At 45.7% G+C, this 16,127-nt stretch carries 10 protein-coding genes and 2 rRNA genes; all 12 read left to right on the forward strand.

Translation table 11 applies throughout. The features are described 5' to 3' along the window. Window positions 1-81 precede the first annotated feature (81 nt). On the forward strand, window positions 82-2,133 hold the full coding sequence (gene ftsH / locus NST62_RS14345) for an ATP-dependent zinc metalloprotease FtsH (RefSeq protein ID WP_141603016.1): 2,052 nt from the start codon (window positions 82-84) through the stop codon (window positions 2,131-2,133). Window positions 2,134-2,260: 127 nt separating this feature from the next. Further along, complete coding sequence (locus tag NST62_RS14350; protein ID WP_141603056.1) at window positions 2,261-3,028, forward strand: type III pantothenate kinase; 768 nt, start codon at window positions 2,261-2,263, stop codon at window positions 3,026-3,028. Window positions 3,029-3,048: 20 nt separating this feature from the next. Continuing rightward, on the forward strand, window positions 3,049-3,945 hold the full coding sequence (gene hslO, locus NST62_RS14355; protein WP_141603015.1) for an Hsp33 family molecular chaperone HslO: 897 nt from the start codon (window positions 3,049-3,051) through the stop codon (window positions 3,943-3,945). Further along, window positions 3,914-4,864: a peptidyl-prolyl cis-trans isomerase gene (locus NST62_RS14360; RefSeq protein WP_141603014.1), complete on the forward strand. Its 951-nt coding sequence runs from the start codon at window positions 3,914-3,916 to the stop codon at window positions 4,862-4,864. The genes hslO and NST62_RS14360 overlap by 32 nt, the downstream gene beginning before the upstream one ends. Window positions 4,865-4,993: 129 nt before the next feature. Beyond that, entirely contained in the window at window positions 4,994-5,929 is a 936-nt protein-coding gene (gene cysK / locus NST62_RS14365) for a cysteine synthase A (protein ID WP_141603013.1), read from the forward strand. Between the two features lie 184 nt (window positions 5,930-6,113). Beyond that, a complete protein-coding gene (gene folP, locus NST62_RS14370) occupies window positions 6,114-6,980 on the forward strand; it encodes a dihydropteroate synthase (protein WP_141603012.1) in 867 nt (288 codons plus the stop codon). Window positions 6,981-7,003: 23 nt separating this feature from the next. After that, window positions 7,004-7,375 (forward strand): dihydroneopterin aldolase, encoded by a 372-nt coding sequence (gene folB / locus NST62_RS14375; protein WP_141603011.1) that lies wholly within the window; start codon window positions 7,004-7,006, stop codon window positions 7,373-7,375. Next, a complete protein-coding gene (gene folK / locus NST62_RS14380; RefSeq protein WP_141603010.1) occupies window positions 7,368-7,868 on the forward strand; it encodes a 2-amino-4-hydroxy-6-hydroxymethyldihydropteridine diphosphokinase in 501 nt (166 codons plus the stop codon). The genes folB and folK overlap by 8 nt, the downstream gene beginning before the upstream one ends. 68 nt (window positions 7,869-7,936) lie before the next feature. Next, complete coding sequence (gene dusB / locus NST62_RS14385; RefSeq protein WP_281279247.1) at window positions 7,937-8,950, forward strand: tRNA dihydrouridine synthase DusB; 1,014 nt, start codon at window positions 7,937-7,939, stop codon at window positions 8,948-8,950. A gap of 400 nt (window positions 8,951-9,350) precedes the next feature. Then, the gene (gene lysS / locus NST62_RS14390) at window positions 9,351-10,850 is read left to right on the forward strand and encodes a lysine--tRNA ligase (RefSeq protein ID WP_181733289.1); all 1,500 of its coding nucleotides are present in this window, start codon (window positions 9,351-9,353) and stop codon (window positions 10,848-10,850) included. A gap of 587 nt (window positions 10,851-11,437) precedes the next feature. Next, window positions 11,438-12,989 (forward strand): 16S ribosomal RNA (locus NST62_RS14395). A gap of 135 nt (window positions 12,990-13,124) precedes the next feature. Beyond that, a 23S ribosomal RNA gene (locus NST62_RS14400) occupies window positions 13,125-16,050 on the forward strand. Together the 16S and 23S rRNA genes form the textbook arrangement of a ribosomal RNA operon. The last annotated feature ends 77 nt before the right edge of the window (window positions 16,051-16,127 follow it).

Consider the following 16,127-nt stretch of genomic DNA (forward strand, 5'->3'; position numbering starts at 1 on the left):
GTGCATTTCATTGTATGATGAAATAATGGTATGTTAAGATTTTACTTATAGTTTTTGTGTTAAGTTGTGAGGAGGCTGGGGATGAATCGAATATTCCGATACACCATACTTTATTTATTAATTTTTCTTGTCGTGATCGGTATTTTTGGCACCTTCAACGGTGGTAGCCAACCGTCAAAAGAATTGACTTATGGCGAATTTATTAACGCCTTAGAAAATGGAAAAATCAAATCTTTAAGCATTCAGCCGGATGCGGGTGTTTTTGTTGTAGAGGGCGAGTTTGCAGGCGGAGAAGATCAAACCTTCACCGTGAACCTTCCTCAAAACAACCCAGCGCTGATGGAAAAAATAGATAATGCAGTAAAAAACAATCCGGATATACGTTTTTTGCCAGCTCCTGAAACCAGTGGATGGGTACAATTCTTCACTGGCATCATACCATTCATTATTATCATCATTTTATTCTTCTTCCTCTTGAGCCAAACTCAGGGCGGAGGAAATAAAGTGATGAATTTCGGCAAAAGCAAAGCGAAATTATATGAAGCGGATAAGAAAAAAGTCCGCTTCGAGGATGTTGCAGGAGCAGATGAAGAAAAGGCCGAATTGGTGGAAGTAGTAGAATTTTTGAAAGACCACCGCAAGTTTACAGAGATGGGGGCACGCATTCCAAAAGGGATTTTGTTAGTGGGTCCTCCAGGTACCGGGAAAACATTGCTTGCCCGGGCTGTTGCAGGTGAAGCAGGAGTTCCGTTCTTCTCCATTTCCGGTTCAGACTTTGTTGAAATGTTTGTAGGGGTGGGTGCATCCCGCGTTCGCGACTTGTTTGAAACAGCGAAGAAAAATGCGCCATGTATCATCTTTATCGACGAGATTGATGCGGTAGGACGCCAACGCGGTGCAGGTCTCGGCGGAGGCCATGACGAGCGTGAGCAAACGTTGAACCAGTTGCTTGTCGAAATGGATGGTTTCAGCGCAAATGAAGGAATAATCATTATTGCTGCTACAAACCGCCCGGATATCCTGGATAAAGCGTTGTTGCGTCCAGGCCGCTTTGACCGCCAAATCACGGTAGGTTATCCGGATGTCAAAGGACGGGAAGCGATTCTTAAAGTTCATGCGCGCAATAAGCCGCTTGCGGAAGAAGTGGATTTAAAGGCCGTCGCTCAACGGACGCCAGGTTTTTCAGGTGCGGATTTGGAAAACTTGCTGAACGAAGCGGCTCTAGTTGCAACGCGCAAAGGAAAGCGGAAAATTTATATGGAAGATATTGACGAAGCTAGTGACCGGGTAATTGCCGGACCGGCTAAAACAAGCCGAGCATATACGCCAAAAGAGAAAAAACTTGTTGCTTATCATGAAGCAGGGCACGTTGTAATCGGTTTAACGCTCGATTCAGCGGAAAAAGTTCACAAAGTGACGATTGTTCCGCGGGGCCAAGCGGGCGGTTATGCAATCATGCTTCCAAAAGAAGAGCGTTTCTTCCAAACAAAAGAAGAATTGCTGGATCGCATTACCGGACTTCTTGGAGGACGGGCAGCAGAGGAAATTGTACTAGGGGAAATTTCCACTGGTGCTCATAATGACTTCCAAAAAGTTACGGAAATTGCCCGCCGCATGGTGACGGAATTTGGCATGAGCGAGAAATTGGGCCAATTGCAATTCGGATCCCCTCAAAGCGGAAATGTTTTCTTGGGGCGGGACTTCAATACAGATCAGAACTACTCTGAAGCGATTGCTTATGAAATTGATAAAGAAATGCAAAAAATTGTGACCGAGCAATATGAACGGGCAAAACGCATTCTGACAGAAAAACGTGATTTATTAGATCGGATTGCGCAAGCCCTATTGGAACATGAAACATTAAACGCAGAGCAAATTGAACACTTGCGCGATTACGGCTGCTTGCCTGAAAAAACGGAAGAAGAATCCGTTAAAATCTCAACAGTGGAACCGAAACAAGAAGAAAATAAAAATGAGTCTGCTTCTGAATCAAATGAAGCAAGCATTGAAAAGGCCGGCTCTGCGCAAATTCATCAAGAAGTTGCCGGTGAACCGAAAGCGCCGACGACAGATGATTTACCAAAAGGAGATTCCCCTGATTTGAATCGTTTCAACGGGGAGAAAAAGGAATAAACATTGTGTTAGTGGCATCAGAATAATATTCCTGGTGCCGCTTTTTTTGTGCGAAAGATGAATCTTTTTGAGCGAACATCATGCAATATGGTATTATTTCATCAAACGTAAAATGGAAGTGATTGCAGTGATTTTGGCAATTGACGTTGGAAATTCAAAAATTTCTTTAGGCGTTTATCAAAATGACCGATTGGCGCACCATTGGAAAATGGAAATGGAAAAGAATAAAACGGCTGATGAATACGCCATGCATTTATATGCCTTTTTTAACTATGAAGGAATCGCCTTCAGCGATATTGATGGAATCATCATTTCTTCTGTCGTGCCGCCAATCATGCACGTGTTGGAAGAAATGTGCCGGAAATATTTTCATATTAGCCCCCTTTTTGTTGGTCCAGGGGTTAAAACAGGTTTAAATATCAAATGCGATAATCCCCGGGAAGTTGGAACAGACCGCATCGTCAATGCGGTTGCAGCTGTGCATGAATATGGGACAAGGCCGTTGATTGTGGTGGATTTTGGAACGGCCATCACCTTCAGTTATATTAATGAAAAAGGTCATTATCTAGGAGGGGCGATTACCCCGGGTGTCACAATCTCTTTGGATGCCCTATTTACAAAGGCATCGAAATTGCCGCGGGTCGAGCTTGTCAAACCGGTGGATGTGATTGCGAAAAATACAGTCGCTTCCATCCAATCTGGTATTTTTTACGGATTCCTCGGACTGGTTGAAGGAATTGTCAACCGCATGAAAGAGCAGAGCAAGGATGAACCTTTGGTGATTGCGACAGGGGGACTTGCCGAGTTCTTTTCAAATGAAACGAAAGTGATTGATATCGTGGACAAGTTTTTAACATTAAAAGGGCTATACATTATATATAAAAGAAATCAATAACTGGAGAGAGGAATGTTGATATGGAAGATTATTTAGTAAAAGCGTTGGCATTTGACGGGAAGATACGTGCCTATGCAGCACGTTCAACGAATACAGTCGGAGAAGCACAAAAAAGGCATGATACTTGGCCTACTGCGACTGCTGCTTTGGGCAGGGCTTTGACAGCGGGTGTGATGATGGGGTCCATGATGAACCAGGATGATAAAATTACAATCAAAATCGAAGGCGGCGGCCCAATAGGAATCGTGCTGATCGATGCGAATGGAAAAGGAGAAGTAAGGGGGTATGTTACAAATCCTCATATCCATTTCCCGCTAAATGAAGCCGGGAAATTGGATGTGCGCCGCGCGGTTGGAACCCAAGGCAGCATAACAATTGTAAAAGACTTGGGTGTAAGGGAAATGTTTTCAGGGCAGACACCGATTGTTTCCGGGGAAATAGCCGAAGATTTCACTTATTATTATGCGGCTTCCGAACAAATCCCTTCATCAGTGGGATTAGGTGTGCTTGTCAATACGGATAATTCCGTCCTGGCTGCCGGGGGGTTTATTATTCAAGTAATGCCGGGGTGTGATGAAGAAACCATTGAAGCCATTGAAACCCGTTTAAAAACTGTTGAACCAATCTCCAAAATGATCGAGAAAGGCTATACTCCGGAACAAATTTTGGAAGCCGTATTAGGCGAAGGAAATGTAAAAGTCTTGGAAACAATGCCTATTCAATTTAAATGCAACTGTTCAAAGGAACGTTTTGGAGCGGCCATTCAATCCCTGGGAATACAAGAAATTCAAGAAATGATTGACGAAGATGGCGGAGCTGAAGCGCAATGCCACTTCTGTATGGAAAAATATTATTTTAGCAAAGAGGAGTTAGAGGGTTTTATCCGTGAAATACAGGCAAAGAATGAATCAAAATAATCGGTCTGTTCAGAATGTGCCGCTATCAAAACGTCGCTTAAAAACCAAACCGGTGCTGACTTTGCTTGCCATTTTATTTTTAGGAAACATTTTTTGGTTTGTCCTATGGCTATTTGCATTGGTAGATGGGGATGCGGGCGATGATGAGACCGTTGTTGCACGCATTGATGGCGAAAAAATCACCCGGCAACAATGGATGGCTGAAATGGAGCGCTATTACGGGAAGGAAACATTGCAGCGCATGGTCAACGAAAAGGTGATGGAAAAGGCAGCGAAAGAATATGACATTGACGTAACCGATGAAGAAATTGATTTAGAGCGCTCTTTAATGATTTCATCCAGCGAAATGGATTCAACGCTTGCGCAATTAGATGAAAAAGAATTGAAAAATCAAATCAAGTCCCAGCTGATATTGGAAAAAGTATTAACAAAGGATATCGTGATCGATGAAAAAGATTTAAAAGAATATTACAAAGAAAATGAATCGCTTTATAATATACAGGCTACATACAGGGCAAAATTAATAGTGGTAAATACCAAAAAAGAGGCGGAAAAAGTTCTGGATGAACTGGAAAAAGGGTCCGATTTTTCGGTGCTTGCCAAGGAGCGTTCCCTTGAACCGGTATCGGCAAGTTTGGGGGGCGATATTGGCTATATTTCAAAGCAGTCAGATGTGGATCCGAACATTTTGAAAGCGGTTCAGAAGTTGGAGAAAAATGAAATCAGCAAACCTTTCATCTTAAGAGACGGGCGGTATGGAATCGTTCAAGTCGTTGAAAAGATGGATGGGAAATCCTTTGAATTTGAAGAGGTAAAAGATCATATTAAACGGGTCTTGGCGATGGAACAATTGCCTTCCACCATTTCTCCCGAAACGTTTTGGAGAGATTTTAATGTTTCATGGTTCTATGGAGAATAAATATTAATTATCATTTAAAATTTTTACAAAATTTCACTTCTATTTTCATTGACAAAAACCAATAATTGTTGTTAATATTAAAACATGAAAACCTATAAACATAGTCGGTATTTGAAAGGGGAACCATGAATGAGCAAATTATATAATTCTATTACTGAATTAGTTGGTCGTACGCCAATTGTAAAACTTAACCACCAAACAACTGAAGACGAAGGAACAGTTTGGGTTAAATTGGAATATTTCAACCCAGGAAGCTCTGTTAAAGACCGTATCGCTTTGGCAATGATCGAGGCGGCAGAAAAAGAAGGCAAATTAAAACCAGGCGGCACAATCATCGAACCAACTTCAGGGAACACTGGTATCGGACTTGCCATGATCGCTGCGGCAAAAGGCTATCGTGCAATTCTAGTAATGCCTGAAACAATGAGTATTGAACGCCGTAAATTGCTTCGTGCTTATGGAGCTGAATTGGTATTGACACCTGGTCCTGAAGGAATGAAAGGGGCCATTGCAAAAGCGACAGCTCTTGCAGAAGAAAACGGTTATTTCATGCCACAACAATTTGAAAACCCTGCAAACGCAGAAATCCATCGTTTAACTACAGGTCCGGAAATTGTGGAAGCATTTGAAAATTCAGGGGTACAATTGGATGCATTTGTTGCAGGTGTTGGTACAGGCGGTACTATTACAGGCGCAGGCGAAGTGTTGAGAGAAAAATTCCCTAACATTGAAATTATTGCGGTAGAACCTAAAGATTCGCCTGTATTATCCGGAGGTAAACCAGGTCCGCACAAAATCCAAGGTATCGGCGCAGGTTTCGTACCAAAAGTATTAAATACTGAAATCTATAACTCTGTGTTCCCGGTTGATAACGAAACTGCTTTCGAAACAGCACGTAAAGTAGGCCGTGAAGAAGGCATCCTATGCGGTATTTCTTCTGGAGCTGCTATCTACGCTGCTATTCAAACTGCAAAACGTTTAGGCAAAGGATCTAACGTATTGGCGATTGTTCCATCCAACGGTGAACGCTACTTATCAACAGCATTATATAATTTTGAAGACTAATCACCGGAAAATCGGCATTGTCCTTTGGGATAATGCCGATTTTTTTGTTTCGGGAAGAAAGATATTCCCATATGGTATTCCAAATTGATCAATACATAAAAAGAACGAGCATGAAGCCCATTTATGTTGAAAATGATATACTTGTTTAGGATGAATAGAAGAACAATGAATGAGGTGTGCGTTCATGCTGTCAAAATATACGAAGCCGTTAATTATAAATAATATAAAACTTGATTATACCAAGGAAACTTTTGTTATGGGCATATTAAATGTAACACCGGATTCGTTTTCGGATGGAGGGAAATATAATTCGGTCGAGACCGCTTTGGCCCATGCGAAAGAGATGGTCCAACACGGTGCGAAAATCATTGATGTGGGCGGCGAATCAACTCGTCCCGGGTATACACGCATTTCCGATGAAGAAGAAATCGCAAGGGTTGTTCCGGTCATTAAGGCATTAAGAGAAGAACAGCTTCCGGCAATCATCTCCATTGATACTTACAAGTCCGTTGTAGCGAAAGCAGCAATCGAAGCGGGAGCCCACATCATTAATGATATCTGGGGGGCAAAGGCGGATCCGGAAATGGCAAAGGTGGCTTCCCGATACAACGTACCCATCATTTTGATGCACAATCGTGAGGATACGAATTATACCGACTACTTTGAGGATTTTTTGAATGACTTGAAGGAAAGCGTTGAAATTGCGAAAGCCGCAGGGGTTCCCGATGAGCATATCATCCTTGATCCGGGCATCGGGTTTGCCAAAAATTTACAACAAACGATTGAAACACTTCGGCGGTTGGACGAGCTTGCGGAATGGGGGTACCCGGTGTTGCTGGCTGCATCGAGAAAACGGTTTATCGGCACGATATTAAATGTTCCGCTTCATGAACGGGTAGAGGGAACTGCTGCAGCATGCGCTTATGGAGTAATGAAAGGATGCCATATCGTCCGGGTCCATGATGTGAAGGAGGTAGCAAGGACAGTAAAAATGATTGATGCATTAATGGGGAAATTTGAAGTGACGGGTGAACTGCCTGAAAGACATTAATCAATGCTTTTAGGAGGATTATTATGGATTATATACATTTGAGAGATATGCAGTTTTATGGCTATCATGGTGTATTGCCGGAGGAGACGGTGCTGGGGCAACGGTTTCGGGTAACTGTATCCCTTGCCGTTGATACAAAAAAAGCAGGGGAAACCGACGATTTGAATTATACAGTAAATTATGTGGACGTGTATGAACTATGCAAAACGGTGATGGAGGGGAAGTCATTTCAACTGATTGAAGCGGCAGCGGAAACGATTGCTTCATCCATTTTAGAAAAGTTTAAAGGGCAAGTGTTTGGCTGCAAGGTGGAGCTGGTAAAACCGGATCCTCCAATTCCTGGACACTACAAAGAAGTGGCGGTTGAAATTGTGAGGGGTCGTTACAGTGAATGATGTCTATCTATCCTTAGGAACAAATTTGGGAGATCGGGAAAAACATTTGAAAGAGGCCATAAAATTACTGCAGCAACAAGAGGGGATTGTGATCCAAAAGGTATCGCCCATTTATGAGACGGCTCCGGTCGGTTATGTCAATCAACCCTCTTTTCTGAATATGGCCCTTTATGCCCAAACCACTCTGACACCTTTTGAATTATTGGAGAAATGTCAATCAATTGAACATGATTTGGGAAGGGTTCGAACAATCCGTTGGGGGCCAAGAACGATCGATCTTGACATTTTACTTTATAACAATGACAATATTGAGTCGGAAAAATTGATCATTCCCCATCCCCGAATGTTTGAGAGGGCCTTCGTGCTCGTTCCGCTGATGGATGTGGCCAAGAAGCCATATACAGAAAAGCTGCAACAAGCGGAAACGGCGTTAAGGAATATGGACATTGAAAAAGAAGGGATTCGGAAGTGGAAGGATTCTTTTCCTTTGTAAAGAAGGTTTGGGCGTCGTGAAGTCGCATTGATATAAATCGATCAACCAGGAAAGGAGGAGAGAGCCAGGTGGAAACAAAGCCGTTTCAAATCGGAAATATCGTCATGGCAAACCGGGTGGTACTTGCCCCTATGGCAGGTGTCAGCAACGCAGCTTTTAGGCTTACCGTGAAAGAATTTGGAGCAGGACTTGTTTATGCTGAAATGATCAGCGATAAAGGTTTGATTACACGCAATAAAAAAACATTGGAATTGCTGTATATAGATGAAAGGGAAAAGCCGATTGCATTGCAGATTTTCGGTGGTGAAAAAGAAACCCTTGTAGAAGCGGCCAAATTTGTCGACCAATATACAAACGCTGATATAATTGATATTAATATGGGCTGCCCTGTTAACAAGGTCATTAAATGTGAAGCGGGAGCAAAATGGCTGCTCGATCCGAAAAAAGTGTATGAAATGGTTGCCGCGGTTGTGGATGCTGTGAAGAAGCCGGTGACGGTGAAAATGCGTATTGGCTGGGACGATGAACATATATTTGCCGTCGAAAATGCACAGGCCATTGAAAGAGCCGGCGGCAGTGCGGTAGCCGTCCATGGCCGGACACGCATTCAAATGTACGAAGGAAAAGCGGATTGGGATGTGATTTGCCAAGTAAAGGAAAATGTGGATATTCCTGTGATTGGAAATGGAGATGTGGAGACGCCGCAAGATGCCAGACGGATGCTGGAAGAAACGGGTGTTGATGCTGTCATGATCGGCCGGGCCGCACTGGGCAATCCATGGATGATTTATCGTACGGTCCATTACCTTGAAACGGGCGAATTAATGCCGGAGCCGTCCGTCAGGGAAAAAATTGATGTTTGTTTATTACATTTTGATCGTCTGATTAAATTGAAAGGGGAATATATTGCGGTACGCGAAATGCGCAAACATGCGGCCTGGTATTTGAAAGGGATCCGCGGCAACGGAATGGTTCGCAATGCCATTAATCAGGCGGAAACGGCGGAAGAATTGCGGGCAATTCTAAACAATGTGGCTGCACAATGGGAAGAGCAAGAAAAACCTGAGTTTCAAGCTGTTTAAAGCGCTGTTTCAATAAATTTCATGTTTATCTTTGTTCATTGTGTATAAATAATTAATGGAGTTTATTTATAAAGCCGTCTCAGCAATTGAGGCGGCTTATCGTGAATGGGATGGTTGATCCTTTTGCGTCCCATTAATAAAGGCATCCATCATTGCGGTTGCCGGCGCATCTATGGTGCCAATCTTTTATGAAATCATTCAAATTTGCGAAACATTGAAAACACTTTCTTAAATGTTTATTATTACATCTAGGCTTAAAAATAAAAAAATAACTACCCTATATTTTTAAGAAACTTAAAAAATAATAAAAAATAATATTAAAAAAGATGAAGAGAAGATAGAAATTGTGTAAAATAAAAACATTGTGGACTATGAACAGAACGTTTTAAAAATATGAGGAGTGAAAGACGTGTCAAATATCGAGGAATTAAATGATCAACTTTTGGTAAGACGCCAAAAGTTAGAGAATATTCGTTCAAAAGGAATCGATCCTTTTGGCCACCGTTTTGAACGTACACACTTATCTTCTGAGGTTTTCAAACAATTTGGCGAATTGACGAAAGAAGAATTGGAAGAAAAAAACAACGAAGTGGTTATCGCGGGCCGCATTATGACAAAACGAGGAAAAGGGAAAGCCGGTTTTGCCCATATACAAGATGTGGATGGCCAAATCCAGATTTATGTTCGTCAGGATCGGGTAGGAGAAGAGGCATACGATTTATTTAAGCATGCGGATTTAGGGGATATCGTAGGCATTCGCGGGGTTGTTTTCAAAACGAATACAGGAGAGCTTTCCGTAAAGGCGAACGAGTTTACCCTTCTTACAAAATCCCTTCGTCCAATGCCGGAAAAATTCCACGGTTTGCAGGATGTAGAGCAACGTTATCGACAACGTTATTTAGATTTAATGACGAACCCTAAAAGCAAGGATACGTTTATTACTCGTTCAAAAATTATCCGTTCGATACGGAATTATTTGGATTCGCAAGGTTACTTGGAAGTTGAAACGCCTATTTTGCACACGGTTGCCGGCGGAGCGGCTGCCCGTCCATTTATCACCCATCATAATGCGCTGGATATGGATTTATATTTGCGCATTGCGTTGGAATTACACCTAAAACGTCTAATTGTAGGCGGACTCGAAAAAGTTTACGAAATTGGCCGGGTATTCCGGAATGAAGGGATTTCAACACGTCATAATCCGGAATTTACGTTATTGGAACTGTACGGAGCATACATGGACTTCCGCGATATTATGGAATTGACGGAGAATTTGATTTCCCATGTAGCTCAAGAGGTGCTCGGCACGACGAAAATCCAATACGGGGAAGATGAAATCGACCTTTCACCAGGATGGAAACGTGTGCATATGGTCGATGCCATTAAAGAAGTGACGGGTGTCGACTTCTGGCAACCAATGACGCTGGAAGAAGCAAGACGCTTAGCGAAAGAACATGGTGTTGAAATTCAAGAAATGCATGAAGTTGGACATATCATCAATGAATTCTTTGAACAAAAAGTGGAGCAAACATTGGTCCAACCGACATTTGTTTATGGCCACCCTGTTGAAATTTCGCCATTGGCTAAGAAAAATGCAGAAGACGGACGCTTCACAGATCGCTTCGAATTGATCATTGTTCGTCGGGAACATGCAAATGCCTTTACGGAATTAAACGATCCGATCGATCAAAGAGCGCGTTTTGAAGCACAGCTGGCGGAAAAAGCTGCGGGTAATGAAGAAGCGCATGAAATGGATGAAGACTTCATCGAAGCATTAGAATACGGCATGCCGCCTACCGGAGGATTAGGAATCGGCATTGACCGGCTAGTAATGCTGTTAACAAACTCTCAATCCATTCGCGACGTATTGTTGTTCCCAACGATGCGGCCAAAAGATTAATTGTTTTTTCAAAGAAAAAATGATTTCATATATGGCTGTCCAGATGATGATAACATTGGACAGCCCCATTTTTTGCGTTATTTGTTAGATTTTAAAAATAAATAATACTTTTTAATGGAAATCACAATACTATTTTTCGATGTGCAGATTTGAATATTAAGTGAAGGTTTTTCTTGGCGGGTTTGAAATATTGGAACAACCTATTATTATTAATAATAGGGATTCGGAATCCCGGTTCGGACTGGCGATAAGCAGATAAAGAATGTTTTAAATAAAGAAAATGACGAAGAAAATTTTAATTAAAAAGTGTTGACATAAAAAAACTGGAATGCTATTATATAAGAGCTGTCGTTGATAGAAAAGTTATTTTAATAAAGCTTTAAGCGCAGAGTAAAAACAGCGAAAACAGCCTGACAAAAAGTTGTTGACTTCTGAAACTTTTATTGATATAATATAAAAGCTGTCGCAACGAAAAAAGAATGAACCTTGAAAACTGAACACCAAAGCGTTGATGCCAGAAACAATTCCGTTTGCCGGCCCCGTCGGCGGACCGGATTCGGACAAACAATTTGAGTGAAATCAAATTCTTTTTGGAGAGTTTGATCCTGGCTCAGGACGAACGCTGGCGGCGTGCCTAATACATGCAAGTCGAGCGGACCTCATAGGAAGCTTGCTTTTTATGAGGTTAGCGGCGGACGGGTGAGTAACACGTGGGTAACCTGCCCTATAGACCGGGATAACTCGCGGAAACGCGTGCTAATACCGGATAACACAGCGGAGCGCATGCTCCGGTGTTGAAAGGTGGTTCTGCTACCGCTATAGGATGGGCCCGCGGCGCATTAGCTAGTTGGTGGGGTAACGGCCTACCAAGGCGACGATGCGTAGCCGACCTGAGAGGGTGATCGGCCACACTGGGACTGAGACACGGCCCAGACTCCTACGGGAGGCAGCAGTAGGGAATCTTCCACAATGGGCGAAAGCCTGATGGAGCAACGCCGCGTGAGCGAAGAAGGTCTTCGGATCGTAAAGCTCTGTTGTAAGGGAAGAACAAGTGCGGTAGTAACTGACCGCACCCTGACGGTACCTTACGAGAAAGCCACGGCTAACTACGTGCCAGCAGCCGCGGTAATACGTAGGTGGCGAGCGTTGTCCGGAATTATTGGGCGTAAAGCGCGCGCAGGCGGTCTCTTAAGTCTGATGTGAAAGCCCCCGGCTCAACCGGGGAGGGTCATTGGAAACTGGGAGACTTGAGTGCAGGAGAGGGAAGCGGAATTCCATGTGTAGCGGTGAAATGCGTAGAGATATGGAGGAACACCAGTGGCGAAGGCGGCTTCCTGGCCTGTAACTGACGCTGAGGCGCGAAAGCGTGGGGAGCAAACAGGATTAGATACCCTGGTAGTCCACGCCGTAAACGATGAGTGCTAGGTGTTAGGGGGCTTGCCCCTTAGTGCTGCAGCTAACGCATTAAGCACTCCGCCTGGGGAGTACGGTCGCAAGACTGAAACTCAAAGGAATTGACGGGGGCCCGCACAAGCGGTGGAGCATGTGGTTTAATTCGAAGCAACGCGAAGAACCTTACCAGGTCTTGACATCCCGCTGACCGCCATGGAGACATGGCCTTCCCTTCGGGGACAGCGGTGACAGGTGGTGCATGGTTGTCGTCAGCTCGTGTCGTGAGATGTTGGGTTAAGTCCCGCAACGAGCGCAACCCTTGTCCTTAGTTGCCATCATTCGGTTGGGCACTCTAAGGAGACTGCCGTACAAATACGGAGGAAGGTGGGGATGACGTCAAATCATCATGCCCCTTATGACCTGGGCTACACACGTGCTACAATGGGCGGTACAAAGGGCTGCGAACCCGCGAGGGGGAGCGAATCCCAAAAAGCCGCTCTCAGTTCGGATTGCAGGCTGCAACTCGCCTGCATGAAGCCGGAATCGCTAGTAATCGCGGATCAGCATGCCGCGGTGAATACGTTCCCGGGCCTTGTACACACCGCCCGTCACACCACGAGAGTCTGTAACACCCGAAGTCGGTGAGGTAACCCTTCCGGGAGCCAGCCGCCGAAGGTGGGACAGATGATTGGGGTGAAGTCGTAACAAGGTAGCCGTATCGGAAGGTGCGGCTGGATCACCTCCTTTCTAAGGATGACAACTGACGAAGGCATTGACGTTTTGGGTTCAGTTTTGAAGGTTCATACACCTTCAAACTTGTTCCTTGAAAACTGGATAAACGGCATTGAAAGTGAAGCTCTTGCGAGCAATCGCAAGCAAAACGGTTAAGTTGGTAAGGGCGCACGGTGGATGCCTTGGCACTAGGAGCCGATGAAGGACGGGACTAACACCGATATGCTTCGGGGAGCTGTAAGTAAGCTGTGATCCGGAGATTTCCGAATGGGGCAACCCACTGTTCGTAATGGAACAGTATCTTAACGCGAATTCATAGCGTTAAGAGGGCACACCCAGGGAACTGAAACATCTCAGTACCTGGAGGAGAAGAAAGAAACCTCGATTCCCTTAGTAGCGGCGAGCGAAACGGGAAGAGCCCAAACCAAGAGGCTTGCCTCTTGGGGTTGTAGGACACTCTATACGGAGTTACAAAAGGATGGGTTAGACGAACCGTTCTGGAAAGGACGGCCGTAGAAGGTAACAGCCCTGTAGTCGAAAATCCATCCTCTCCAGAGTGGATCCTGAGTACGGCGGAACACGTGGAATTCCGTCGGAATCCGGGAGGACCATCTCCCAAGGCTAAATACTCCCTAGTGACCGATAGCGAACCAGTACCGTGAGGGAAAGGTGAAAAGAACCCCGGGAGGGGAGTGAAAGAGAACCTGAAACCGTGTGCCTACAAGTAGTCAGAGCCCGTTAACGGGTGATGGCGTGCCTTTTGTAGAATGAACCGGCGAGTTACGATCACGTGCAAGGTTAAGCCGAAGAGGCGGAGCCGCAGCGAAAGCGAGTCTGAACAGGGCGACGGAGTACGTGGTCGTAGACCCGAAACCAGGTGATCTACCCATGTCCAGGGTGAAGGTGAGGTAGCACTCACTGGAGGCCCGAACCCACGTACGTTGAAAAGTGCGGGGATGAGGTGTGGGTAGCGGAGAAATTCCAATCGAACTTGGAGATAGCTGGTTCTCTCCGAAATAGCTTTAGGGCTAGCCTCGTGTAAAGAATACTGGAGGTAGAGCACTGTTTGGACTAGGGGCCCACCTCGGGTTACCGAATTCAGACAAACTCCGAATGCCAGCTATTTATACACGGGAGTCAGACTACGAGTGATAAGATCCGTGGTCGAGAGGGAAACAGCCCAGACCACCAGCTAAGGTCCCAAAGTAGCCGTTAAGTGGAAAAGGATGTGGCGTTGCTTAGACAACCAGGATGTTGGCTTAGAAGCAGCCATCATTTAAAGAGTGCGTAATAGCTCACTGGTCGAGTGACGCTGCGCCGAAAATGTATCGGGGCTAAACGGTTCACCGAAGCTGTGGATCCGTGCTTCGCACGGGTGGTAGGAGAGCGTTCTAAGCGCGCAGAAGTCAGACCGGAAGGACTGGTGGAGCGCTTAGAAGTGAGAATGCCGGTATGAGTAGCGAAAGATGGGTGAGAATCCCATCCGCCGAATGACTAAGGTTTCCTGAGGAAGGCTCGTCCGCTCAGGGTTAGTCGGGACCTAAGTCGAGGCCGAAAGGCGTAGACGATGGGCAACAGGTTGATATTCCTGTACCACCTCCCCGCCGTTTGAGCGATGGGGGGACGCAGGAGGATAGGGAAAGCACGCCGTTGGTCGAGCGTGTCCAAGCAGCAAGGCGGGGAAGTAGGCAAATCCGCTTCCCGCAACGCTGAGCTGTGATGGGGAGCGCATTGCGCGCGAAGTTCCCGATTTCACACTGCCAAGAAAAGCCTCTAGCGAGGCGGGAGGTGCCCGTACCGCAAACCGACACAGGTAGTCGAGGAGAGAATCCTAAGGCGAGCGAGAGAACTCTCGTTAAGGAACTCGGCAAAATGACCCCGTAACTTCGGGAGAAGGGGTGCTCATTGGGGTGCAAGCCCCGATGAGCCGCAGAGAATAGGCCCAGGCGACTGTTTATCAAAAACACAGGTCTCTGCTAAACCGCAAGGTGATGTATAGGGGCTGACGCCTGCCCGGTGCTGGAAGGTTAAGAGGAGGAGTTAGCGCAAGCGAAGCTCCGAATTGAAGCCCCAGTAAACGGCGGCCGTAACTATAACGGTCCTAAGGTAGCGAAATTCCTTGTCGGGTAAGTTCCGACCCGCACGAAAGGCGTAACGATCTGGGCGCTGTCTCAACGAGAGACTCGGTGAAATTATAGTACCTGTGAAGATGCAGGTTACCCGCGACAGGACGGAAAGACCCCGTGGAGCTTTACTGTAGCCTGATATTGAATTCCGGTACAGCTTGTACAGGATAGGTAGGAGCCGTAGAAGGGGGAGCGCCAGCTTCCCTGGAGGCGCCCTTGGGATACTACCCTGGCTGTACTGGGATTCTAACCCGCAAGCCTGATCGGCTTGGGAGACAGTGTCAGGTGGACAGTTTGACTGGGGCGGTCGCCTCCCAAAGAGTAACGGAGGCGCCCAAAGGTTCCCTCAGAATGGTTGGAAATCATTCGCAGAGTGTAAAGGCATAAGGGAGCTTGACTGCGAGACCTACAAGTCGAGCAGGGTCGAAAGACGGGCTTAGTGATCCGGTGGTTCCGCATGGAAGGGCCATCGCTCAACGGATAAAAGCTACCCCGGGGATAACAGGCTTATCTCCCCCAAGAGTCCACATCGACGGGGAGGTTTGGCACCTCGATGTCGGCTCATCGCATCCTGGGGCTGTAGTCGGTCCCAAGGGTTGGGCTGTTCGCCCATTAAAGCGGTACGCGAGCTGGGTTCAGAACGTCGTGAGACAGTTCGGTCCCTATCCGTCGTGGGCGCAGGAAATTTGAGAGGAGCTGTCCTTAGTACGAGAGGACCGGGATGGACACACCGCTGGTGTACCAGTTGTCTTGCCAAAGGCACAGCTGGGTAGCTATGTGTGGACGGGATAAGTGCTGAAAGCATCTAAGCATGAAGCCCCCCTCAAGATGAGATTTCCCATTGCGTAAGCAAGTAAGATCCCTCAAAGACGATGAGGTAGATAGGTCCGGGGTGGAAGCACGGTGACGTGTGGAGCTGACGGATACTAATCGATCGAGGACTTAACCAAAAAAACACTTTCGATGCCGTTATCCAGTTTTGAGGGAACAAAAATTATTAAAAAAACACTTGTAATTCCCAATTAAA

Source organism: Ureibacillus sp. FSL K6-8385 (assembly GCF_038593155.1).
Taxonomy (GTDB): Bacteria; Bacillota; Bacilli; order Bacillales_A; family Planococcaceae; genus Ureibacillus; species Ureibacillus terrenus.